The 22,531-nt window shown below is 43.6% G+C and carries 27 protein-coding genes and 1 pseudogene; 26 read left to right on the top strand and 2 right to left on the bottom strand.

Annotated features, from left to right (window positions below; all coding sequences use genetic code 11):
- Positions 1 to 56: 56 nt before the first annotated feature.
- Positions 57 to 398, bottom strand: a complete 342-nt coding sequence (locus tag BLV50_RS33770) for a tyrosine-type recombinase/integrase (RefSeq protein WP_090807187.1) — start codon at positions 396 to 398, stop codon at positions 57 to 59.
- A gap of 517 nt (positions 399 to 915) precedes the next feature.
- Here BLV50_RS33770 and BLV50_RS09475 point away from each other — a divergent pair.
- The 26 genes from BLV50_RS09475 to BLV50_RS33765 all read left to right on the top strand — a co-directional run bounded on the left by BLV50_RS09475 (position 916) and on the right by BLV50_RS33765 (position 20,533).
- Entirely contained in the window at positions 916 to 1,263 is a 348-nt protein-coding gene (locus tag BLV50_RS09475) for a hypothetical protein (protein WP_256337908.1), read from the top strand.
- Between the two features lies 1 nt (position 1,264).
- Positions 1,265 to 1,606 carry a hypothetical protein gene (locus BLV50_RS09470; RefSeq protein WP_090807183.1) on the top strand — a complete coding sequence of 114 codons (342 nt, stop codon included), beginning with the start codon at positions 1,265 to 1,267 and terminating at the stop codon, positions 1,604 to 1,606.
- A 29-nt stretch (positions 1,607 to 1,635) separates the two neighbouring features.
- Positions 1,636 to 2,403: a peptidoglycan recognition protein family protein gene (locus BLV50_RS09465; RefSeq protein ID WP_256337907.1), complete on the top strand. Its 768-nt coding sequence runs from the start codon at positions 1,636 to 1,638 to the stop codon at positions 2,401 to 2,403.
- A complete protein-coding gene (locus BLV50_RS09460; RefSeq protein WP_177031150.1) occupies positions 2,403 to 2,705 on the top strand; it encodes a hypothetical protein in 303 nt (100 codons plus the stop codon). Before BLV50_RS09465 ends, BLV50_RS09460 begins: the two co-directional genes overlap by 1 nt.
- 450 nt (positions 2,706 to 3,155) lie before the next feature.
- Entirely contained in the window at positions 3,156 to 4,238 is a 1,083-nt protein-coding gene (locus BLV50_RS09455; protein WP_090807179.1) for a helix-turn-helix domain-containing protein, read from the top strand.
- Positions 4,238 to 5,014 carry an ATP-binding protein gene (locus BLV50_RS09450; RefSeq protein ID WP_090807177.1) on the top strand — a complete coding sequence of 259 codons (777 nt, stop codon included), beginning with the start codon at positions 4,238 to 4,240 and terminating at the stop codon, positions 5,012 to 5,014. Before BLV50_RS09455 ends, BLV50_RS09450 begins: the two co-directional genes overlap by 1 nt.
- A 527-nt stretch (positions 5,015 to 5,541) precedes the next feature.
- Positions 5,542 to 6,825 carry a DnaB-like helicase C-terminal domain-containing protein gene (locus BLV50_RS09445; protein ID WP_090807175.1) on the top strand — a complete coding sequence of 428 codons (1,284 nt, stop codon included), beginning with the start codon at positions 5,542 to 5,544 and terminating at the stop codon, positions 6,823 to 6,825.
- Positions 6,826 to 7,016: 191 nt separating this feature from the next.
- Complete coding sequence (locus tag BLV50_RS09435; protein ID WP_256337906.1) at positions 7,017 to 8,105, top strand: toprim domain-containing protein; 1,089 nt, start codon at positions 7,017 to 7,019, stop codon at positions 8,103 to 8,105.
- A 104-nt stretch (positions 8,106 to 8,209) separates the two neighbouring features.
- Positions 8,210 to 8,740, top strand: a complete 531-nt coding sequence (locus BLV50_RS09430) for a sigma-70 family RNA polymerase sigma factor (RefSeq protein WP_090807170.1) — start codon at positions 8,210 to 8,212, stop codon at positions 8,738 to 8,740.
- A 485-nt stretch (positions 8,741 to 9,225) separates the two neighbouring features.
- The gene (locus tag BLV50_RS09425; protein WP_090807168.1) at positions 9,226 to 9,882 is read left to right on the top strand and encodes a hypothetical protein; all 657 of its coding nucleotides are present in this window, start codon (positions 9,226 to 9,228) and stop codon (positions 9,880 to 9,882) included.
- A 112-nt stretch (positions 9,883 to 9,994) separates the two neighbouring features.
- Positions 9,995 to 12,580, top strand: coding sequence for a DNA polymerase (locus tag BLV50_RS09420; RefSeq protein WP_090807166.1), 2,586 nt, complete (start codon positions 9,995 to 9,997; stop codon positions 12,578 to 12,580).
- A 103-nt stretch (positions 12,581 to 12,683) separates the two neighbouring features.
- Positions 12,684 to 13,097 carry a hypothetical protein gene (locus tag BLV50_RS09415; RefSeq protein WP_218135383.1) on the top strand — a complete coding sequence of 138 codons (414 nt, stop codon included), beginning with the start codon at positions 12,684 to 12,686 and terminating at the stop codon, positions 13,095 to 13,097.
- A 106-nt stretch (positions 13,098 to 13,203) separates the two neighbouring features.
- On the top strand, positions 13,204 to 13,587 hold the full coding sequence (locus BLV50_RS09410; RefSeq protein WP_090807162.1) for a hypothetical protein: 384 nt from the start codon (positions 13,204 to 13,206) through the stop codon (positions 13,585 to 13,587).
- Between the two features lie 214 nt (positions 13,588 to 13,801).
- Positions 13,802 to 14,005, top strand: coding sequence for a hypothetical protein (locus BLV50_RS09405; protein WP_090807160.1), 204 nt, complete (start codon positions 13,802 to 13,804; stop codon positions 14,003 to 14,005).
- Between the two features lie 10 nt (positions 14,006 to 14,015).
- Positions 14,016 to 14,198, top strand: a complete 183-nt coding sequence (locus tag BLV50_RS09400; protein WP_090807157.1) for a hypothetical protein — start codon at positions 14,016 to 14,018, stop codon at positions 14,196 to 14,198.
- 87 nt (positions 14,199 to 14,285) lie between these two features.
- Positions 14,286 to 14,780: a hypothetical protein gene (locus BLV50_RS09395; RefSeq protein ID WP_090807155.1), complete on the top strand. Its 495-nt coding sequence runs from the start codon at positions 14,286 to 14,288 to the stop codon at positions 14,778 to 14,780.
- Positions 14,781 to 14,917: 137 nt separating this feature from the next.
- Complete coding sequence (locus BLV50_RS09390) at positions 14,918 to 15,898, top strand: hypothetical protein (RefSeq protein ID WP_090807557.1); 981 nt, start codon at positions 14,918 to 14,920, stop codon at positions 15,896 to 15,898.
- A gap of 410 nt (positions 15,899 to 16,308) precedes the next feature.
- Positions 16,309 to 16,620, top strand: coding sequence for a hypothetical protein (locus tag BLV50_RS09380; RefSeq protein WP_090807151.1), 312 nt, complete (start codon positions 16,309 to 16,311; stop codon positions 16,618 to 16,620).
- An 87-nt stretch (positions 16,621 to 16,707) separates the two neighbouring features.
- A complete protein-coding gene (locus tag BLV50_RS09375) occupies positions 16,708 to 17,064 on the top strand; it encodes a hypothetical protein (RefSeq protein ID WP_090807149.1) in 357 nt (118 codons plus the stop codon).
- Complete coding sequence (locus tag BLV50_RS09370) at positions 17,042 to 17,371, top strand: hypothetical protein (protein ID WP_090807147.1); 330 nt, start codon at positions 17,042 to 17,044, stop codon at positions 17,369 to 17,371. The genes BLV50_RS09375 and BLV50_RS09370 overlap by 23 nt, the downstream gene beginning before the upstream one ends.
- Positions 17,372 to 17,991: 620 nt before the next feature.
- Positions 17,992 to 18,489, top strand: coding sequence for a hypothetical protein (locus BLV50_RS09365; RefSeq protein ID WP_143038105.1), 498 nt, complete (start codon positions 17,992 to 17,994; stop codon positions 18,487 to 18,489).
- A 257-nt stretch (positions 18,490 to 18,746) separates the two neighbouring features.
- Positions 18,747 to 18,980 (top strand): hypothetical protein, encoded by a 234-nt coding sequence (locus BLV50_RS09360; RefSeq protein ID WP_218135382.1) that lies wholly within the window; start codon positions 18,747 to 18,749, stop codon positions 18,978 to 18,980.
- A 165-nt stretch (positions 18,981 to 19,145) separates the two neighbouring features.
- Positions 19,146 to 19,439, top strand: a complete 294-nt coding sequence (locus BLV50_RS09355; protein ID WP_090807141.1) for a hypothetical protein — start codon at positions 19,146 to 19,148, stop codon at positions 19,437 to 19,439.
- Complete coding sequence (locus BLV50_RS09350) at positions 19,436 to 19,678, top strand: hypothetical protein (RefSeq protein WP_090807139.1); 243 nt, start codon at positions 19,436 to 19,438, stop codon at positions 19,676 to 19,678. Before BLV50_RS09355 ends, BLV50_RS09350 begins: the two co-directional genes overlap by 4 nt.
- A gap of 138 nt (positions 19,679 to 19,816) precedes the next feature.
- Entirely contained in the window at positions 19,817 to 20,059 is a 243-nt protein-coding gene (locus BLV50_RS09345) for a hypothetical protein (RefSeq protein WP_090807136.1), read from the top strand.
- 150 nt (positions 20,060 to 20,209) lie between these two features.
- On the top strand, positions 20,210 to 20,533 hold the full coding sequence (locus BLV50_RS33765; RefSeq protein WP_090807134.1) for a lytic transglycosylase domain-containing protein: 324 nt from the start codon (positions 20,210 to 20,212) through the stop codon (positions 20,531 to 20,533).
- A gap of 534 nt (positions 20,534 to 21,067) precedes the next feature.
- Here BLV50_RS33765 and BLV50_RS09330 read toward each other — a convergent pair.
- Positions 21,068 to 22,457, bottom strand: a pseudogene (locus tag BLV50_RS09330) (IS1182 family transposase).
- Positions 22,458 to 22,531: the final 74 nt, after the last annotated feature.

Here is a 22,531-nt window from a genome sequence, read left to right as displayed (position 1 = left end):
GGGTGGTATTTCTTAAAGGTATCTTGCGTGTTCTTCTGAGAAACCTTTGCGTAAATCTAGGTTGTCGAGATGTCAGAATGACCAAGATACTCCTGAACGAGAGCCATGTCGCAACCAGCGTTAAGCATGTGAATAGCGAAACTGTGACGGAAGACGTGGGGGCTGACGTTTCTAGTGTCAACGCCTGATTTGGCGGCGATTCTCTTAAAAATCTTGTAGATGCTCTCCCTAGACATAGGGACAGTCTTATCAAGCTTGCTAGGGAGCAACCATCTCGATGTAATGCCGTTCTTCTTCATGAACATCTTGATTCGGATAAGGGTGTTGTCGTGGATAGGGTTGATCCACTCAACGTCGCCTTTACCTTCGATGCGAATACTCTTTGGCTCGAAGTCCATGTTCTCTACCTGGTTGGGGGCATCTCGCTGACACGGAATCCAAGACCGTACAGGAGTTCAACAATCATTTGGTAGTCGATGCTAGGACGTTGTGTTGATTAAGGCAGTCACCTTAGCTTCAGAGATTACTTTAGGTAGAGACTTTTCTTTTTCACCGCACTTTACTTGGGCGGCTGGTGACACCTGAATAACTCTCTCGATTTCTACGAGAAACTTGACGAAGGATTTCAGGGCACAGAACATTCTATTAATAGTAGACCTTGCACTACCAAGAACGTAGAGATGCGCTATTTATTTTCTAATATGGGATGACTCGATGGCTGTAATGTCAGAAGGAGTTGGTTTCGACAGAAAGAAAGCCTTTGATATTCCGTTCGTAACTTTCTAGGGTCAATTCGGATGAGTTCTTATCTGTGTGCAGGTAGAGTAGGAACGTCCCAACATCATTCATTACTCCATCGCATCCCGTTGTCTATAGTCACACAATATACACCGGATTATTATGTGACTTATTAACGTGCCACAAACAGATAGAAAAGGTCAGGTGATCGATATGGACGTAGGTGTAATTACAGCAATCGCTGGCCTCGTTGGTACTGCTGTATCCGGTGTAATCGGCTATGCCAGCGGCAAAAACAATAACAAGGTAACGGATAGAGAATTGCTCTCCAAGGACGAACAGGCCTTCCGTGAAAAGTTGATTGAACGTCTCACAGCTTCGGAAGAAAAGATTGAGAGACTAAGCAACGAAGTCATTACGCTTCGACAGGAAAACATGGAATTGATTAGTGAGAACAGGCTGCTGAATATCAAGGTAGAGCAATTAGTGGCTCAACTCTCAAGACGGAGGGGAGACGTGCGCTAAGATGGTGAAGTTTGTGAAGAACGCATTCTGGAACGACAATGACGGCTTCTCCGCTAAGGATTTTCTAATGGTACTGTTTGGCGGTCTGTTTGCACTGTTCCTACTTATTGTATTCTTTGCACCTTTCTTCGGGGTAGCGGTCAGCTCCGTCTCGATTGAGATGATAGGAAGCCTTAGCCCTGTCGTTATGACCATCGTGGGCGGATTATTCGCAGTGCAGACAGTGAGGGAGTTCAAGACTACCAATACAGAAACTACCACTGCAGTTCCTAGTGATTCTCAAATGGAAAGTGTCAATAATATCCTGGAGGAAAAGGTAGGGGATAGCACCCCAAAGATTTAATAGAAAGGGTGAACTAGATGGCTTTCAAGATGAAGTATTCCATTGTACAGAAATACATACCAGTCAATACGAAGAGACGTTCCGGCCTAAAGAACCTAGGAATTGAATTTATCGTGGCTCATGACACGGGCAATGACGGCAGTACTGCGGTGGGTAACGTGAACTACTATACGAACTCTGCCAACGTCGAGAGTGCTTCAGCACATACCTTTATTGATGATGAGGTCATCATTGAGTGTGTGCCGCTCACAGAGAAGGCTTGGCACGTACTGTACAACGTCACTACAGACAATGACCTTTACGGCTTTGATTCCAATGATCACGCAATCGGCGTAGAACTGTGTTACTCCAATAAGAAGGGGAACATCAATAACCAAGAAGCATACAAACGGTACGTTTGGTATATGGCATATCTATGTAACAAGTACGGACTGAATCCCTTGAAGCGGATTTCAGGCCACAATGAGCTCGATCCGAACCGCAAGTCCGACCCGTTCAAGAACGCTTTGAAAATTATGGGAATCAGTAAGGCTCAATTCCTAAACGATGTGGCGGCTGAACTGAAGGATTGCAGTACGCCTGAATCACCAATTAAAACTGAAGTATCGGAGGACGATGAACCTATGAAGCTTGATAAGTGGGCATTAGACATGCTTGTAAAGAACCTGACAGACTTTAAAGATAAAGGGTTCTTTACGGACGAAGCTTGGATTACCAAAGCCAAGAATGGTACGCTGACTGCCTCTGAACTGGCGTTCCTGAACACAATCCTAATTGCTAGGGCGGTGAAGAAATAATGGTAACTTTAACTGGAGTATTGGCTACAGCAGTAGGTGCAATCGGTCTGTGGATGCTTGTAGCGGGCTTAACAGAAGCAATCACGGAAGTCATCAAGAAAGTAATGCCTATTAAGGATACAGGCACATATGCAGTTTCTATTATAGTAGGCGTGGGACTGGCTTTTGCATTCGGACTTAATCCATTCGGACTTACCGGAATTGCCGCATACTCATCTACAGTAGCTGCTGGCTTACTAGCGTCCCGTGGGGCTAACTATCTGAGTGATTGGCTGAAGCAATTAGGAATTAAAAGGGAATAGGATTGGCAGCTCTCTTTGCATCGTCTGGAGGAACCGAACTCTTTACCTTCACTATCACAACGTACTCCAAATTCATTAAAGAACTTCGAGCAATAGGAGTACACGTAATCGGTTAATAAAGTCCCGCCTTCGAGCGAACTCTTTTTCCATAGATAGATCGACTGTTGATAACAGAGGGGTTGAGACATATACGACATACAGCTATATGCCTTATCCACTGTGCTATCAACGGAGTCATACACGTGAACAACGTGACATCCCCTTCTCTAAAGGAAGCCAGGTGAGATGGTCAATATGTCCAATCTTATTACTGAATACCACAAGTATTATCAGCAAGTTTACGCCTAAGAGTCGCCCGCCGAAGTCCTTCGGGAAGGGGCTGGACGTAACATCTCCCGCAACTTTGTCAATACTTGCGCCGACCACTTAGAGCAGGGAGATGATTTAACAATGGGGCAATACAAAGGACAGGTGATAGTATCTAGCGAAAAGCAATTCGTTTACCGTGACTCTGAAAATAGAGGGCATGTGCAACTGCCGAACATGGTGGTTTCTTGTTTGGAATTATCAGACACGTCTAAGATAGCCTACGGCGTGATATCCAAGTACGTTTTTGAGAACGGAAGAGAAGCATTTCCTGCCGTATCACGAATTGCTATGGCTTGCAACTGCACCAAGAAAACGGCAATCAAGTACATTGACGAACTCTGCGAGAAGGGGTTCATCCTGAAGGAACGTAACGGTAATCGGAAGACGAACTCCTACTATCTGATGGACATAGACAAGATTGACCATCTACATGTATCCGAAATGTTCTGGCGGACTGTAAATTCCGTGTACAAAGAAGTTGAGGTATGCCTATACGAAGATGTATACGAATGCTTCATTAAGATGCTTGAGAAGCTTGACAAAGAGGGAATCATCTTTCGGGAGATTCCTGTCGATGCTGAGACTGAATCACATATACGTGAGACCCTTTTAAGCAGGGTGAAGAAGGAAGGTGAAGATATGTTCAACCCACCATACGCTGGAAAGGCAAAGTCTGATATCTCCGACCAAACTGCGACAAAGGAAGTAATGAGAAACGTTCTAGGTGGCACTGTTGAAAAAGCGGGCAACTTTGGGGAAGGGAAAAGCAGGTTCTCCCTGCCTGATGACATTGACCGATGGAAGAACGACAACTTCGTTCAATACTTCTACGAGAAGTTTATTGACGCTACAGGCAGAACACATGAAACCGCCCGAAGTAAACACCGTGGAATGATTGGGCGCTTGCTCAAGAATGTTGACGGCAACAAGGCGCTAATTAAGCTAAGAATTAATGCCTTTTTCCAAATTGGATACGACAATCAGTCCCTTGAGTGGTTCTGTACCTCAGGACGGGCGGAAGAGATTGATTTGTTCGTCGAGAAAGGCAAGAAACCGTTCTATATCGCGGCGCAAGAGAAGAAGGAAATGGTTGAGACTACCGCACAGACAAAGAGCGGCATGTCTGCTGAAGACTTCCTGAAGAGGATTAAAGGAGGTAACTAATGAGTATATTGACTGAAACAAAGACAGAACTGTTTAGCACATGTGATACCTGTGTGGTAAAGGACTGGTGCAAACTTCGTAGCGGTGAAGTGAAGTTGCCGCCTGAGCATACACTCACCTATTGTGTGGGCTACGATAAACTGGAAAAGGCTATCGGCTTGGCTAAAATCCCCAAGGAGTACCGTACTGCCAACCTGCACAACTACGTTGAGGATGCGGACAACGCTGACTTTGCAACCATTCTGAAGGAGTTGCTATCTAATTCAGTAGGCTTTGTCACTTCAGGTACGAACCTTGCCTTGATTAACAGGGGCAAAGGTACAGGTAAATCATGGACAGCCAATGCCGTTCTTAATGAATTTATTTACAAAGTTTGTCGTGACCCACAATGGTTTGATTATGAAACCCCTGTAGGAATGTATCTGAAATTTGGAGCTTGGGCTAACCGTCAGCGAGATATATACACTCGTAATGACGAGAAGTTTACCTACGAAGCCCACCGAGAACTCAACCACATGAATGACGTTCCGCTACTAATACTAGATGATATCGGGAGCGGTCGAATCACCCCAATCATTCGAGATTTGATCTATGATGTTATTGACTTCCGTAAAGAAGAACAGAAAAGTACAATCTTTACAAGCAATTTCCCTGATTCGATATTACGTCAAGATGACATGCTTGGAGACATGGTTGTATCTCGAATGCTTTACAATACGATGGTCATTCCATTGGGCGGCAGAGACAGAAGAGAGGATAATACCTACAAATACTAAAGTTAAGTGGAGCGTTTGTTGGTGTGTTTAGTGAAGATATACCTATTGTCGAGCTATTTGTGAACAACATAGTTGAAAGAGACTCTACATATGTTGTGATACAGCTCATAACAGCTCGATACGAACTTAGAGAGGCAAGTGAAAACAGCCCAAAGGGCATTGATTAGACAACTTAGTTGCGCTGATCGCATGACCTACCTCAAGCACTGTCACTACATGAAAACCCGTAAGGACTCACCGAATACAATTACTTTTCTAATTGTATTCGGTGAGTCCTTTTCTATTTCCATAATATAGGATTAAATTTGCCGGCGGAAGAAATCTTATGTTTTATCCTGAAATTAGAGGGGTTAAAAATCCCCATAAAGGGTGTTGTTATTGAAAATTGGTCAGGAGGACAAGTCTGACTTGTACATAATCGATGAGGGAAATGAAGTCGCATAGAGCCTTAGCTGGTATCACTCTGCACCTTTTTCCGTAGATGACTCGACTACTAAGAGTGTAATCGGAAATTGGGAGGGAACACAATGGCGGCAATCGAAGAACTTCAGCTACTCAACCACATCCTAAACGTTAAAGAGTGGGGCGTTGTCGAGGATGCAGGTATTACTGAGAATTACTTTCAGGTACACAAAGAAACCTTCGAGTACGTCAAAGGCTTCAAAAAGAAAAACGGATACTTGCCAACAATAGAAACGGTAATGAACAAGTTTGATACGTTTGAGTTGGTGGAATTGGAGAACATCGACCACGTTGTGCGAGCGGTGAGGGAGGACTTTCTTTATAGGGAGTTCAAACCGATACTGGTATCTGCTTCGGAGACTTTCGCCAAAAAGGAAACGACAGCGGCTATTCAGCAACTTCAGATGGAAGCAGGAAGATTTCTGAAGTCTATCGGCTTAAGGGGTCAGGGCTACTCCTACATCGAAAATTCTCAACAACGTCTCGATGCTTATGACAAAATCCACGGTAGGGCAAAAGATGAAATCATAGGAATGACTACTGGATTCAAGCCGCTAGATTTAGCGACCAACGGACTTGAATACACAGATGGGGCGGTCGATTACTTTCTCGTGTTTGCGCCAACAAACATGGGGAAGACCCTCATATCATCCTTTATGATGTCAGCGGCATGGAACAGTACATTAGATGATGACTATCCAGCCTACTTCGCCTTGGAGCAAAGAGCGTCAGAAATTGCCCATAACTGGGACAATACACTTGCCAAAGTGTCACGGCTTGCTCTAACACGCGGTACGCTCTCTAACGAAAAGAGAGATGCTTATGCGGAGTTTATTGACCGCCTTAAGCAGAAGAAGAAAGACATGGTAATTTACGACCTTAAGAGTAATGGAGGCAAACCTTACACGCTCGACCAAATCCACCGGATACTCGAACGAGAAGGACACAATCGTTGGACACTCGACCAATTATCAAAGTTACGACTTCCCTCACGGGGGAGCGGCGACCTTAGACAGCGCCTGTATGATGTTTCGGCAGGAGTTCGAGACTTAATTCTCGATACGGGTAAGCCCGCAATAGTTGTCGCTCAAGCGAACCGCGATGCCCTTAAGAAAGTAAAGAAGGACATTACGGAGAACGTTGATGCCGGAGATATTGGGGAAACCTTCGCCATCGTACAGGATGCTTCAAAGGGCATCTCTATCGTAAAAGTGAGTGACAACACCTTTAGAATCTTGGTCATAAAAAATCGTGAAAATGCAAGCGGACAATCGTTCCTTGTGCGCTATGACTTCGACTCTGGTATCGTCTCTCTCCTGGATGATTCCATTAACGAACAATACTTCTAAGAGAGGGAGGGACTAGCCCATGTGGGTACAACTGTACCTTAACTCTATCAGCTTAGGAGCGTATAAGGAGAGTAAGGAGTTAACGGCTCACTGCCAATACTTCCCTAACTTTTTCAACGTTCACGTTGATGTTCACGAGGATGAGATAGAAATCCACTCTCCCGGTTTCGCCCAGATAGGGGGGAAGGGAAGTGATTAATCTCTCTCTCAAACAAGAGGATCCCAATATTGAGATTCTTGAATCCTTGTACATTGATCCTGAAGAGTTGACAGATGAACTCAGGTTCTCTTATCAGCATCTCTCGAAGGTTCTAAGTAACCCTAAAGCATTCACAGGACTGAATGATACGGGGAAATGGGTCATGAGTTGCTGTCCATTTCATTCCGAAACAAGGGCATCTTTTGGTATCTCTAAAGAACCGCCCTATCACTGTAACTGCTTTTTTTGTGGCTACTTAGGAACAATTGACACTTTAATAGAGAACGCTCTTGACCTGAATGAAGGAGAGGGCATTAAAGTTTTGCTTTCTACCTATATCATCGAGGAAGAAAAACGAAGAACGTTCGATATGGTTGACTTCATAGATAATCGCAGGAACAAGTACGTTATTCCCCACCTTGAAGAGGGGGTTCTTACTAGCATGAAAGATTCGAGGACTAGTAATGAACTACTCTATCAGACTGGTATAAATTACATGCGTTCTAGGGGATTTAACGACAGAACCCTCGAAACCTACGAAATCTGTGTTGACACTGCAACTGCGACAATTGTATTCCCTCAGAGGACGAGATCCGGAGAACTCCGTTTTGTGCAGAAGAGAAAAATAGGCAACAGCTATCACGGTACTAAGTTCATTAATGAAGGCAGCGCGATAAAGAAAGATATTATTTTTGGTCTCCATTTCATTAACACACTTAGAACCACGAAACACCGAATTAGGCGAGTCAGGATGGTCGAATCACCTATTGACTGTATGTCCAACTATCAGGTGGATATCCCCGCAATCTCGATTAACGGACGTATTCTTTTCAGGAATCAAATTCGGGAGTTGCAGTTGGCTGGCATCGAGGAAATTGATTTGATGCTAGACAACGATAAAGCGGGCGAGAAGGGAATGCAAGACGCCGCAATCTTACTGGATAGGGCAGGGTTCGTTGTGAACCGTGTACGCTACCCTAGCTTTCCTGCGCTCAAAGACAGCAATGAACTGCTTAATGCTTGTTTACTAGACCGTCTCGACACCTACAACGTGAACCTAATCGGATCAATGTTCCAGTAAGCAAAATTCTATTCAAATTTAGTCGCATCTTACTCAGATGAAGCAACGACCTCTGATATAACTGGCAACACATTACACATGAAACCATTGGAGGAATATTAACCATGACAACTCAAACAACGATATCGAAATTCGATGTCGAATCCTTAACACCTATCTTCAAATTTATACTGAAAGGCGTGAGAAGTGAAGACCGTGAAGAAGTTCAATCAGAAGCCGTGCTTCGTATTCTTACAGCCATCGACAAAGGGCAAGTTAAGAAAGATATCTTCACATTCTCTCACACTGTCGTTCAACGTGCAGTATTTGACTACTACCGCAAAAACAATCGTATGATTAGCAAAAATAGCACCTCTGTTAATTTTTGCGATGGGGCAGATGAAGAATATGGTTCAACTATCGATTACTTCTCGTACGCAACTGAAGAAATAGGCTATGGACTGTCTGACGTAAAAACGGATTACTTGAACAACCTCTGTATGTTTACACCGCAACAACGTCGAATCATTGATTTCATGCTCTTTACAGAGGAAGGGATAGATATGAAGCCAACAGAAATTTCTAACTTACTTGGCTTGAACAAGTCTCATGCTTCCCGTGCGATGAAAACGTTAAAAAAATTATGTCAGGGGTAACAGCCTAATTACCTACCTTAGATAATATACATAAATAGATATTAGTAAGAGTGTCTTAGGAGTTTTTTAGCTTCAATATTTCTCTCGTTTAAAGTATAACATACTTTGCCAAAAAAACCTTCAAATGTTCCTATATATATTTCAAATTTCTGATAGAAACATTCTACAACTGCACTTAGAGTAGTGTCAATACACTATGTTGTAAAACAGTGCAATTAAAATAGGTTTTGTAACAAATCTATAATTTTACAGATCATATTAGTTACCCAATCCTTTAGTAGTTGAAGCAAATAACGTAGATATCCAAAGGTATAAATACACTACTAATTTTAAGTAAGAAATATTAAAAGAAGATTAAATCTCTTTGAAATATATCGTATCCAATTCTTGAAAAGTCATTCGCTCCTTTTTGAAGAGATGGAACGACGACTAATAATAAGAGGTCAGCGAACCTCAAGTACAAATTACATTGGAGGAAACACATTATGTCTAATACAGTCGTTCGTGGTCTTGGAGCAATTCTCTCTGGCGGTGCAGAATTCATTACTTTTGAAGAAGGAAAGCCGATGACTATGCTCTTCATTGACTGGTTTGAAGACCTGCTCGGTATTCGTGAGCACTATGAATCCGGTCTGACACCTAAATACATTCGTTGCCCCGGCAAAGACATTTGCCCACTTTGCAAAGCAAACCCTTCCAAATATCCTGCATTGCGGATTAAGTTCCGTGTGTATGACCCTATAGAGAAGAGAGTCAAATTCGTCTCTTTGGCTAAGTCTCATGTTCAAAAGTTGAACCAAGAATTCAATCTTGACGAGTGCGACCCTACTAAGAACTTTGTAACCCTTTACCGCACTGGTAAAGGTGCTTCCGACACTGCCTACAGTGCCCGACGCTATGTGACAAACCCTGAAGCTGGAAAACCTGTTCTGGAGTTCCCGACGCAAGAATTAATCGACCAGATGCCTGATATTACAACGCAAGTTACACCACATAGCCCAGACGAGATTGCAGGTTTCATGCAAGTGTTAGTAGCAGGTGCCCAGACTCAACCTAACGTTTATAATCATGCACCACAAGGTGTTAAGCCAGCCTATGAGCAACAAGGAGTACCTGCAACACAACGCAAACTTCCATTCTAATCTGTAATGAGTAAGGGGCTGAGACGGCCCTCGTTATTAAATCCACTATTTAAACACGACAGTCAATAATATTTATCACAACGTTATTTTCATATTTATAGGGAGGGTGAGTATGTCAGATAACGAAGTCATCAACATTTTAACTAAGGGCGAAAAGAAGTCTGCCCGAACCACACGCACTAAGAATACAGAAATAGTTAAAAAGGCGAAGAAACTCACTAAGAAAGAACAGAAAATCTTAGACGTAGAAGCATCGATCGTCATGCCTGACAATTACACGCTCATCAATACTCCTGAGCTACTTCAGCGATTAGTCAACTACTACAAAGCATATAAAACGATGTATCAAGGCGATGCCTATGTCTATCTCGACACTGAAACTTATGGACTAAACAACTGGCGGGACACTTTAATCTCAATTTCCATAGGTTTTGAATCAGAAGAGTATTTTAATATACCCATGCGCCCTTTTTTACATGAAATGTCGATAAATGTTGAATGTTTGTCATTTGACGCGGTATCAACCGCCCTTAAACCATTGTTAGAAGAAGAAGATATGATTGTCATGGCAAATGCAAAGTTTGACATTCACGCACTCAAGAATTGGGCAGATATTGACATTACGTTTAATATTCATTGGGACACGATAATTATGGGCAGTTTATTAAACGAAAATAAACCAAAAGGTCTGAAAGAATGGTACAACTCTTACGCTCTTCCTTGGCTAATCGAGCAAGGTAAATTGAGCCATGATGAACTTAGCCGCCCAACTTTTAGGTTCGGTAGCATGTTCGACAAGATTACATTCGATAGTATACCTCACAGGCTTGCTAACTACTATGCTTGCCATGACGTATTCATGACTCATTGGGTGTTCAGATATCAAAAAAGCATTGTGGAAAATCCATCTTTTGGACTTGACGGCGTTTACCGTCTTTTCCGAGAAGTTGAGATGCCATTGCTGGCTGTTTTTGCTACAGCAGAACGACGGGGAGTAGAGCTAGACTCCAAGTTTCTGAAAGATATTATTGGTAAGGTTCTACAAGAGAAATTGGACGAACTTAAGGCAGATATTTTCGCCGTCTTAGGCGGAACGATTACTCTTATTAAGTCACGAACCCGACAGCGACAAGGGATTAAGTTTAAGGAAGAGTACGAAGTATTGGAAGAGTTTAACCTAGGCTCCCCCGCACAACTAGCCAGCAAACTATACGTAGATCATAAGATTCTTGAGGCTGAAATGGTTTACGACAAAGACCTAAAGCGTAAAGTACCTAAGCTGTCTACAAGTAAGAAGGTACTTACAAGAAATAAGAAGGTAACCGTGACCCTTGGTGATAAGACTCACAAAATTATCGACTATATTCTGGAATACCGTGGGCTGTCGAAGCTAATTGATGCCTTCTGTAATAAGCTTCCTGACGATACGGTAGAAGGAATCATCCACTGTTCCTACAACCAACTGGTAAGGACTGGACGTGTTTCCTGTTCAGCACCAAACCTTCAGCAAATTCCATCTAAATTTGACCTGATTCGCTATGCCTTCCGTGCCCCTAGTGGGAGACTACTGGTTAGCGGAGACTTCTCGCAACAGGAATTGCGCTGGTTGGCTATCTTTACTCAGGAACAAACCCTCATTGATATCTTCAAGCTAGGGCTTGATATGCACAGTCGGGTAACATGCCAGATTCACAGCTTCGACTATGATATGTTCGAGACGATTCGGGGTTACAAGGGGGATTCAGAAGAAGAGACCAGCATTAACGTAGATGAAGCGATTACGAAATATGCAGGTTCTCATGAACTTATCTATGCAATAACTTATATGAACAGTAAAGAACAGGGCACTAACTCTTCTACTACGGAGATTGTCCGTCTGACCATTGAACGCCTTTCCGCATTTTTTGAGTTACTTCGTAAGAAAACCAAGTCCGTAGTATTCGGTGTAATTTACGGTATTACGGACTTGGGCTTAAGTGACCAAATTGAATCCAGTAAAGAGGAAGCAAAGGAACTGATTGACGGCTTTAAGTCCTCCATGCCTAACTACCTTAGGTGGGAAGGAACAACCCACAAAGAGGTTATGGAGAAGGGCTACATTGAGACTGTTCTTGGACGCAAACGCAGATTCGGTGAGATCATTGCTGAAGCTAAACAGGAGGATTTGTGGAAGCGTTCTGGTTGGCACTGGAAAATTGAAAAGTGCAAGCGGCAGAGTTGTAATGCCAAAATCCAGGGCTCAAGCGCTGACCAATCCAAGAAGGCGATGGTGGAACTGTTCTACCCTAAACGACCAGACGGAACTACGTGCTTAAACCGTCGTGAGTGGGTAATTAACGGCTATGTGTCTCAACTTGAGAAGGATGATATCCACCTTGTCCTTCAAGTACACGACGAGTTGATTTTCGATGCCCCTGAGACCGTTGACCTAGCCGTACTAAAGGCGATTACAGATACAATGGCTAATGTTATCCCTAACGATGCAGGAGTCCAATTCAAATCGGATATTGAGGTATCTCCTTATTGGGGCGGCAACTTCTCGCAAGAGCAAATCCGTCTTATGAACGAAGGTGCTTTGGATTGGAGAGATATCTTTGAGGAAGAGGTTAAGAAGAAGCTTTCCAAGTTCGGTATAGAGTATGAAGTCGGTATGTTTGCTGAGAAGGATGACGAAGAGGAAGAAGAGGAGGCCACATAATAACGGCTTCTTTGTTATTTGTTACTAACTAAGGTAAGTACCTTATATTGAAGATAGCAAGTCTGAAAGGAGTGATAACATGGCAACAGCTTCAGGGATTAGGGTGTGGGGAAACGTTTCTCTTGCACAAGACACAGAGATTAAAACTGGAGCTAATGACAACATCGTCGTTACTGTCAACGGAACGGATTACCCCATCACATTAAACGTAGGGGAGTATAAGACCAGCCATACGCATGTAACCTCCGAACTGGTTCAGCATATCGCAAGTAGATTAACAGCGGCAGGATGCCCTGTTTACGCCAAGGTGGGTGGTATCCACGACGATAACCCAAGAACTGTGCTTGTCATTGAAGCAGTAGATAAGGAGGCAAACGTAACAATAGCGGTGTCCGGTAATGGCGCTACTGCCTTTATAGGAGATAAGCCATACCAAGTCCAGCCGCCCGTTTCGGCTTCTGTACCTACTCTGGCGATGGTTAACTTAACCTCAAGAGTTCAAGCCAAGAAGACCTAAAAGATCCTTTCGGGGGTCTTTTTATTTTATCGCACCTTTTTACGTCGATGGCTTGACTACTGTGAGTGTAATGCAAAACAAACAATCGAAACGGAGCCAGGGACACATGACAACAGCAAAATCCAACCCTAGTAAGCAGAAGCGTACTTCTCAACGAGTGATGGTGCTGAACGCACTGCGTAACGCAGGTTCTAAAGGATTGGCTAACTACGAACTGTACGAAATCAGCCAGCGTTGGGCGGCACGTCTCCAAGAACTGTACAAGCAAGGCTACAAGATTCGTGTTGACAACTTGGGTGACGGTATTCACAGCTACACTTTGGTCGAAGAACCTGCCGCAATCCTGCCGGGACCTGAACGTGCTCAAGATGTTCTGACTCGTGAGATTGAAAGTGAGTTCGGTGGTTCTGTGACAACTGCTCAACTCCTTTACATCCTGCAATCTAACAAGCTTCAGGTTGGACGTAAAGCGGGGACATTCAGCGTATGAGAATCGGAGACATTGAACGGAACAAGGAAGACCGTCACTACGGAGCGGTCGAGTATTCGTCCTTTGAATTTTCCATCCACTCTTGAGTTGTTTATGAAGGGCAGTTAGGTCTGAGCAAGAAGATGGGCGTTTCTGCTTTCGCACTCTTGAAAATTTGATTTTGCAACTATCCGAGACTATGTAGCGACCACTATAGAGAATGAGGCGACAAGCTATGAAGATGACAACAGAACAATACACAGAAATCATCGTGGGAAAGGTTGCTCACACGGCAAAGAACATCGCTAAGAATGGCGGTCGACAAGAGGAAGTCGATTCTGATATAGCCGCAGCAATGATTATCACCTTCGCTCAAGAGATGATGCAAGTCATGAATCAAGTTGAGCAGATGAACGGCGAACCAACTATTTTACACTAGGAGGAAACACATGAGTGATGAGCCATTGCAAGAGGTTCTGCTTAACATAGGCGGTAACACCATCAATGACGCAAACAAGATGAATGCCCATTGGGATGACTCGAACGATGTAGCTGAGGAAAAATACGCTGGTTCAAGATACGTCTCTGTTGGCGGTGTTCTTCTGAAGAAGGGTGTCGGTGAAGACGATTAGCTTAATCATCTTCAGTAAGTATTATCGTTACGGAAACTTGGTCAAGGTTGGAGATTGCTCAGAGATTACATAGGAATTCGTAAAGATATGAGAACAAAGCCAGCCATGGAAAAGAGAAGGTATCTTCACCCTCCGTACTTGCTATACAAAGTTCTCCGACAGATGGGAGTAGTTAAAGTGATACCCAAAATTTCAACTATTAATTGGTCTAACTTGACAACTGACTTTAAAGAACTAGGGGGTATGACCTCCGTTGCGCCTTACAAACCTAGAGCAAAACAGGGCTTGGTTTGCAAGAAAAGCGGTAAGACATTCCAAAAAAAATGTAGCAGTAATCATCTATTCACTTGTTGTGACCGGAGAATAAGGGCGATTATGCAATACCACGAACACAGGGATACGCATCTTGCTGGAAAGAAGGCCAGATACCGTGAAAACAAGGATGCTTTTAGGCGCTTGGCACTTGTAAAACATCACAAGGATAAATTTATGGAAGAGTTCCAGGACCTCAAAGCAACCTGTGGGTTCCGTCTTAGGGTGATTACAGAGATAATGGATTCCAAGACTGAGGGAGGTCAGTAATGTTAGATCGTTATGCTGTTGGTGGGCGACTAGACCCACCCTACTACCCTACCAAACCTCACCCTCATTTTGTGGGCAGGGCAATCATGGTTCCTGCTAAGGCGAACGGGGATAGGATGATCAAAGATACCTTTACAATGTCCCATGACCTTGAGTTCTATGCGGTATCCATCAGAACGAACATGAATACCGTCGAAGACTACTGGAATTTAACTGTGGACGGAAAGGTACTTGCCAAGAACATTCATTGCAAGAACTACGAGGAAGGCTTGTACTTTCAGGTAGCGCATCCAGTGGTGGCAGGTAAAGAGTTCCTGTTCGAGTACCACACACCACACGGAGACGGAAAGAACCTTGAGTTGATGTTCCACTTCCTTACTGAGCCTGACGTTAACCTTGTACTCACCGGAACAACTGACTTAGGTAACTACCCTGACCCGCCCGAAGAGCCAGCCGAAGACCAACAACCACCGGACGCACCGGAAAGTGGCATACAGCTTCCTGTTACGTGGCAACCGTTTACTTCCGTTGTTGAAGCTGAGAAGTGGGCAAGTAACTTAGGAGTGTCAGTAAACTTCGCTAAGAAGATTGATGCCGCAAACTATGTGACCGAAGCATTGGCGTTACTCCTGAATACCTGCGGCGGCTTCGCTGATATGATTCAGAAGCATAAGCTAACAATTAAGATTGAGAACGGTAATGGTGCGAATGGATACTTTGACCCTTCCTCTGGAAAGGTTGTCGTAAGTAAGACGTATGACTACACCAACGCTGATGTCATTGCTCAAATGGAATACGATACTGGACAGAAGTCCTCTCCTAATAAACTGAGGACGGTCATTCATGAGATTGGGCACTGGCTTCATTATCACAACATTGGAGCACAACAGTTCTATACGTACTCTGCCCTTGACCCTGACAACTACGGAGCGAAGACAATCCTCACCAATGCGGAATCGACGTATATTGCGAACCACCTTTGTAACTATGCAACCAAGTGGTTTCCAATTGAGTTGATGCCTGAAACATTCACCGCCAAGATAACCGGAGTACCTATTGATGCGAAGATATGGGAGTGGTACGAGCAGTACGGTGGATTCAAATGTGAGGGGTGGTAACGATGTGCCAACATGTGTTTCATAAAATCATCTCTTTAATAACGAGCAATATATCTCTGTAAGAGGGAGCAAACTTCCTAAAGCGTCTTACGTTGCCTTGCCTGTCTAAGTGAAGCTCCTTTATATAGAAGAAACTCAATCAGTCACGTTTACGAAAGAGATGGAATTGGCAGTAATGGAGAGGGGATTTTTATAATGGATATTACAATTCCTTGCATATTCTGCAAGCACTTTAATAGGGACGAACGGGAGAACATGACCTGTGCGGCTTACCCTAATGGAATACCTAAAGAGATTCAGGAATTAAAAGTAATTCACACTGAGTCGTATCCCGCCGATAACGGAATCAAGTACGAGCCATTAAGTGATCAGCATGACTACTTCAAATACTTTAAGGGAGAGATTCGACAATGAAAAAAGTAGTCGGAGCGTTATTGGCAGGTTTGGGTATTGGTGCGGCAGGAGCAGTCGGAGTTGCAGGAGCGTTAGCAATTATTATTAGTACTATTCTACTTAAAACTTTGTTTGCTCTCTTGGTAGGTTGGGTTATCGGGTTCGGGTTAAAACTCATTGCGGGTTCATTCGTAGCTGGTACGCTGAGTGCTATTTTCCACACAGCAATTCCCGCTTCCGCTTTACCACAAATCTTTGCAGGTATTGCATTGCTGGCATCCTTCATTAAACCTTCCCACAGCTTAGCAGACAAGAGCGCAAATAAGTAAAAGGTTTAAAGCTAGTTTTGAAGACCTGAAGAAAGGGCTTTGTAACTCCGCTAATCATACGCTGACCATTATAGAGAGGTGACATGAATGATAGGATTCTTAAACAAGTGCCCCCACTGTGGGGCACGTTCTTCTTTTACACCTGAAGAGATGGAATGTGATAAGGCTTTGGTGCTGTGGTGCAGTCTCTGCGGTAACTTCATCAATCAGACATTTACTATCGAGACTGTCCGCAGGTGGTGGGTTCGGTACGACGAGGGTGAGGAATCTATCGTTCCTCCGGTCAGCAAGTACAACCTTCAGAAACTCATGGAGATCGAACAGATGCTTAACGAGCAAGGTGAATGGATGGAGAGCATTGAGATTCACATTAAAGACTTTAAAGAATACCAGTATACAGACGAAGAGGGTGACTATAAGAATGAAGGTTCAGATAACAGCTAATTTTTTCCTTGACAACGGTGAAGTTAAGAGGGTGGAATGGTTCGAGATTGACCCTAAGCTTAAAGGTAAGATTGTCGAGGATGGCGTAGATAAGCCTGTGGAAATAATCCTCAAAGCGGCTAAAGACGTACAGGAAGAATATAAGAAAATATTCCGTAAATATCAAAAGGAAGGTGAAGTATTCGCTGTAGAAAACATCTTGGGTGAGGTATCAGGGGTTCACTTTACAAAGGTGGCATACTGGACATTACAAGCGGAAGAAGTGAAAGAGGAGGCAACCGAGCCTACCAATAACACAACTATTTAATAGTAGCCTGGATAGGTTTGAATCCTGCCCACTAAGGTTGTACTTCTTTGCTGAGTTTTACCCCCGCACGAATTTCTATCAAGACTTACTCTTTCTGCGGCTACTCACGTTTATGACCCTACGTTCCAAGCCTATTTATAGCTAATATCCAGGCCTTCTATTAGTTGTTCGTTAACTATCTGGGAGGTCTGGTTTGTGATGGACATGTCATGGATAGACAAGGGACAAACACCTGATTGGCAGAAGCTACTCTAGTCGAAGTAGACGGGCGGGTTTCTGCTAAGACGGAGTGGACATGCTCAGTGCTAAGGAGCGACGAACGTATTGAGTTACGGGAAAGTGACAAAGTATATAATGATAAATACTTTGGTGAAATGAGAGATTCTTACAAGAAACAAAGATGCTGCCGAGGGTCCGAATACCAGCTTCACACGTATTACTAACGGCGAAGTCGAATGCTTTAGCCGCAACACTAAACTAGCTTTACTTTTGACCGAACATAGTACGAGAATGATGTCATGGAAACGGAGCACGACGAAGTTACAGAATTAATCGCAACTACCAACTGGTATGGAGCGACCACTATAGGGACAGTAAAACAAACAACGGAGGTAACAACAATGACAAAACAGATTTCCTTTAAGCCTTTCGGTTTCCCTGAAGTGCCTAGCATGAACGGTGGTGACTTTCTTGCCATCATCCAAAAAGCCGCGCGCTATGACGAGACGGTCAAGTTAAATAAAGACTTATCGAAACGTGTCGAGGAATTAGAAAGCACTTTAGCTGAACAAACGCTTAAGTCAGAAGAAGCCTTCGCAGTCCCTTTGTTCCCACAGGGTTTTGAATACTTCGGAAATGCCGGAGAACTTACCGACGGAGAGATTCAGGATGGTCTGGTTTCTGCCGCACAGGTAGAACTGGAAGCAGGTAAGTTCCACTTCATCGGAGCAGGAGATTCAGCTATCATACGTATGCACGATGAAGACCGTATCATCACGGTCGTAGCTCAAGGGTACTATGAGCACCAAGAGATCCTTCATGATCGGAACACTAACGCTAACGGATGCGATGACCCCGACTGTATCTGCCAATTTTTTAAGTTCGCTCCTTCCATCTAGGTTACACTGTCCCTCTTAATTGAGAGGTTTGTCACACCATACATGAAGAAGTGGTTACATTGTCAAAAGGATAGACCAAGGTTGAAGGACTCAACGAACAAGTTGAGAACGAATACCTATGAAGTGAACGAGAACGGACAGAAGAAACAAAAAGTACGAAAAGTAGATCCACCTGTACGTCATTAAACTCATACCTATTGTGCTCCGTGGTGAGGATAGCCCCGCTTGGAAGGGTGGCATGTTCTATCGTGAGAAGGGTGGCAAGAAGTAAAGGTACAAAGACCCTCAAACGAAAGAAGGTAAAACTGATGATGGACAAAAACGAAAACGCAATGATTCTAGGAAATAGCCCACTGTTGATATCTGATGTGGCTTCTTTGATTAAAGCAGGGGAGTTGGACAAGTCTATCCCATTTATGGCTTATAACCGAGCCACCCGTCGTACCGCTGAGAAGCAAGCAAAGAAGATGATTCGTCGCTCGAAGGACTAGATCTATATGAAAAAAATGCAGGTACGCCATGAATGGTGTTTTAAAAACTGACTCTATATATGACTTCGTGTTTTGGCAAAAAGATAAATGGAAGTCATCTATTAACGGTAGAGTAAATCGTTAAATGCTAGGACATTTTAAATGCATATTACTAGGAGGAATAAAATGGAAAGGGCTTATGTTTACACTCTTGGAGTTGTAGTAGAGCAAGTAGAGATGATTGAGAGTGCTATCCGGAATATGGAGCAAGCCATGCGGCATGTGTCGCCCGCCACGGTAGACGTAATTCGCAGGAACAAGAATCAGCTTGAATCATTGCTAGAACGCATCATGGACACTAACGTATCTTCCACCCCTGGGCTTCAGGCTTCTATTGAAGGTAACAAGCAGTGTCTTCAGGACTGCTTCTCAGCAGACTACACAAACCGTCTCAGCACGATTAGGAGGACAAGACGATGAAAATTAAGTTCAGGGACGTTTATGGAATTCTTCAGAACAACAGGAAGGCTGTTTCTGATATGGGACTGGATTATACCAATGTGCTTGAAGGGGAGGGCAAGTGCCTTATCTCTGCGGAACTGGATGCCCTGAAAGAAAGCTACGGAGACCTGTACAATTCGGACATCAAATTGAACGAAAATATCGACGCTATCAGGAAAAAAGCTAACTCCTGTTTTGCCTGTTTAGATCTAATTTAGCTATGCAACTACGCCGAAGTATCCTCTTCCAATGATTGAGGTGAATTGTAAGAAATTCGAGACCTTCAGGTCTCTTTTTCTTTCGCATCTTTCTCCCTACATAACTCTACTACTGAGAGTAAAGGGAGAGTGATACAGATGAACATTGACCACAGAATAGCCGCAGGTTTGCTACTTAAAGAAGTTCCTGAGAAACACACGAAGGAGATTCACTTCCAAGCGAACGGGAAGAGTATTTTCCTGAGTTCCATCACTGAAGAGAAATTGGTCTCTGAAGATAAGTTCGATATGTTCCAACACTGGATTGAAGAGACAGTAATCAACCTGCCTTCTTACGAGACCCTGTTGGAAGTTCTTGAAGCTGAAGGGAACATTGTCTAATGACAACTAACGTAAGAGACATGACGAACAACAAGTTCGTGACCGCCCATCAAAATCTTGTACACAGCGCATGCAAGCAGTATACGCCTTACTTGATGGGATTAAACATTCTTCCGGTGCAAGTCGAACGTTAACAAGTTTGCCGTACTTATTGCAAAACACAGCAAGACCTACGAGTTCAGTCCGTATACTATTCTAGCAATAATTCAGGTTGAGACGAGTTCTACCTTTAATTCTAATCTCGTCGGTACTCACGGCGACACAGGGTTGCTTCAGGTGCTCCCCGCCACACAGAGATATATGAAGATTAAGGGTAGCCTGAAAAATCCTTCAGTTAATATCGAGTTTGGCGCTAAGTACCTTGCTTACACACAAAAGAGATTCGGTAATGACCTTGGCATCGTTGCGTGTACGATAAGAGCGAGGGCAACGTTAAATGGGGAGTGTACAACACTAAATATCTGTCAAAAGTAAACAAAGAACTGATGACAATCAAAAGGTAGCTAAACAAGATATGTTACTAGCCCATAGCGACTCCCTATATTGGTAGTGACATACCGGGAAAGGGAGTTGTCGCTATGGCTAATAAGCACTTGAAAGATATAATCCGAGAGACCACAGAGGTCTTGAAGGAGGAATCCCACCAGCACGGAGCACTTCATGAGATTCACCCGAATGATGTTGAGCGTGTTTTGCGGAGAGGTCTCGATACTATTCTCGAAAACTTGGTTCAAGGTAACAGAATCTATCTTATCAATTCCTTTAATCTCGAACCCAAGGACTATGACGCAAAGTATGTCAAGAACCTCAGACCGGAGAGCCGATGGTCATTGAACCATATTGAGCAATCCTTATCAAACCGTCTGAGTCTGCCAAAAAACGACTCAAGGTCGGCAAGAAAATCTATCCGCTGATGTAATAGAAAGACCCCGAAAGGGGTCTTCAGATTGTCGAGAAACCCTGTACTTTTTTCAAAGTACGGGGTTTCTCATATTTTAAGTGGTTGGTTTAAAAAGGAGATAGGGGAGATTCCCCCCGTTTTTCAAGGCGATCCAGGTGGATCGCCATCTTCTTCATGTTCTGCACAGCTGCCGTCATCAGGGCCTGTTCCCTGACGTTTTGAAGTCCGCGCAAACGGCAATAGCGAAACCCATGGAGCTCTTTAGCATCCGCGAAGCTTCGCTCAATCGTCTCTTTTCGTTTTCGGTAGAGATACTTTCCGGATCGACTGAGCCGGTTGCCTCGCACCCACTCTTTGCTGTCCTCCCAGACATGACGGGTCACCACTTTTCGATGGTTTGGAGATCGTGTGCATTCGTTTAATAACGGGCAGTTCTTGCAATGCTGTGGATCAGAGGTGTACTGTCGGTATCCCTCGCGGTTGGTCGTTCTATACGGTAATTCGTGCTTTGCCGGACAAACATAAATATTGCGCTGTGCATCATATATGAACTTCCATTTGGGGAATAAACCTTGGGTCGGGTGAAATCTTCGGTGAGCAATAACGGCAAAAATATTTCGGCTTTGGAGCCCTTTGCATATGGGTGAAGTCAAGTACCCCGAGTCCAGAGAAACGGTTTCTACTTTAAAACCAAATCGTTGTTGTTGACGATCCAAACGGGACAAATACGGTATAGAATCATAGACATTTCCAGCGGTCACATGTACATCCGTAATCATGTTGTATTTCAGATCCACAGTACGGTGGTCTAAGTAGAAAAATCCTTCCGGCTTCCCATCACGTATCATATAACCGCTGTCAGGATCTGTTGTGCTCATTTTAATTTCCTTTTCCTCTATCACGTCCTCTCTAGGTTTTAGCGCTTTTTTCCATGTGCATTCCGGTCGGCCTCTACGGCAGCTTAAGTTCATTCACATAATCACGGATGTTTTGTAGAACCTGTTCTTTGGTGTACTTATGCTTATTCGCATTCGCTTTAACGTGAGTTGAATCGGTAACTAAGACACGTCCGCCTACCATACGGTGCTGAATCGCTTGTAGCACAATCCCGTCAAAGATTTCCTGAAAGATTCCGGTGTCTTTAAAACGAGTACGCCGATTCCAGCTAATCGTAGAGTGGTCCGGTACGTTGTCGGTGAGACCTAACCCCAAAAACCAGCGGTAAGTGAGGTTGGCCTGAATTTCACGTTCGAGTTGGCGTTCGGAACGGATACCATAAAAATAACCAAGAAAAATCATCTTAAATAACACGATAGGGTCGATCGCAGGGCGACCGTTATCCGTACAATATATCGGACGAACCTTTTCGTCGATGAAAGAAAAATCGATATACTTATCCATTTTACGGAGCAGATGATCTTGAGGAACCAGTTCTTCAATGGAACAAATTCGTAAGCCTGTTGTTTTTCTCGATTCGAACGCAACATATTTGTACACCCTTCCGTACGTTTATATACTGATATTATACAATATTAACGCGGTGTCGTGTTGAATTAAGTGTATAAAAAAAT

The sequence above is a fragment of the Paenibacillus sp. 276b genome (assembly GCF_900107875.1).
In the GTDB taxonomy this organism is placed as follows: domain Bacteria; phylum Bacillota; class Bacilli; order Paenibacillales; family Paenibacillaceae; genus Paenibacillus; species Paenibacillus marchantiae.
Note: the sequence above shows the minus strand (reverse complement) of the source record. Positions and strands in the feature narration are given on the sequence as shown.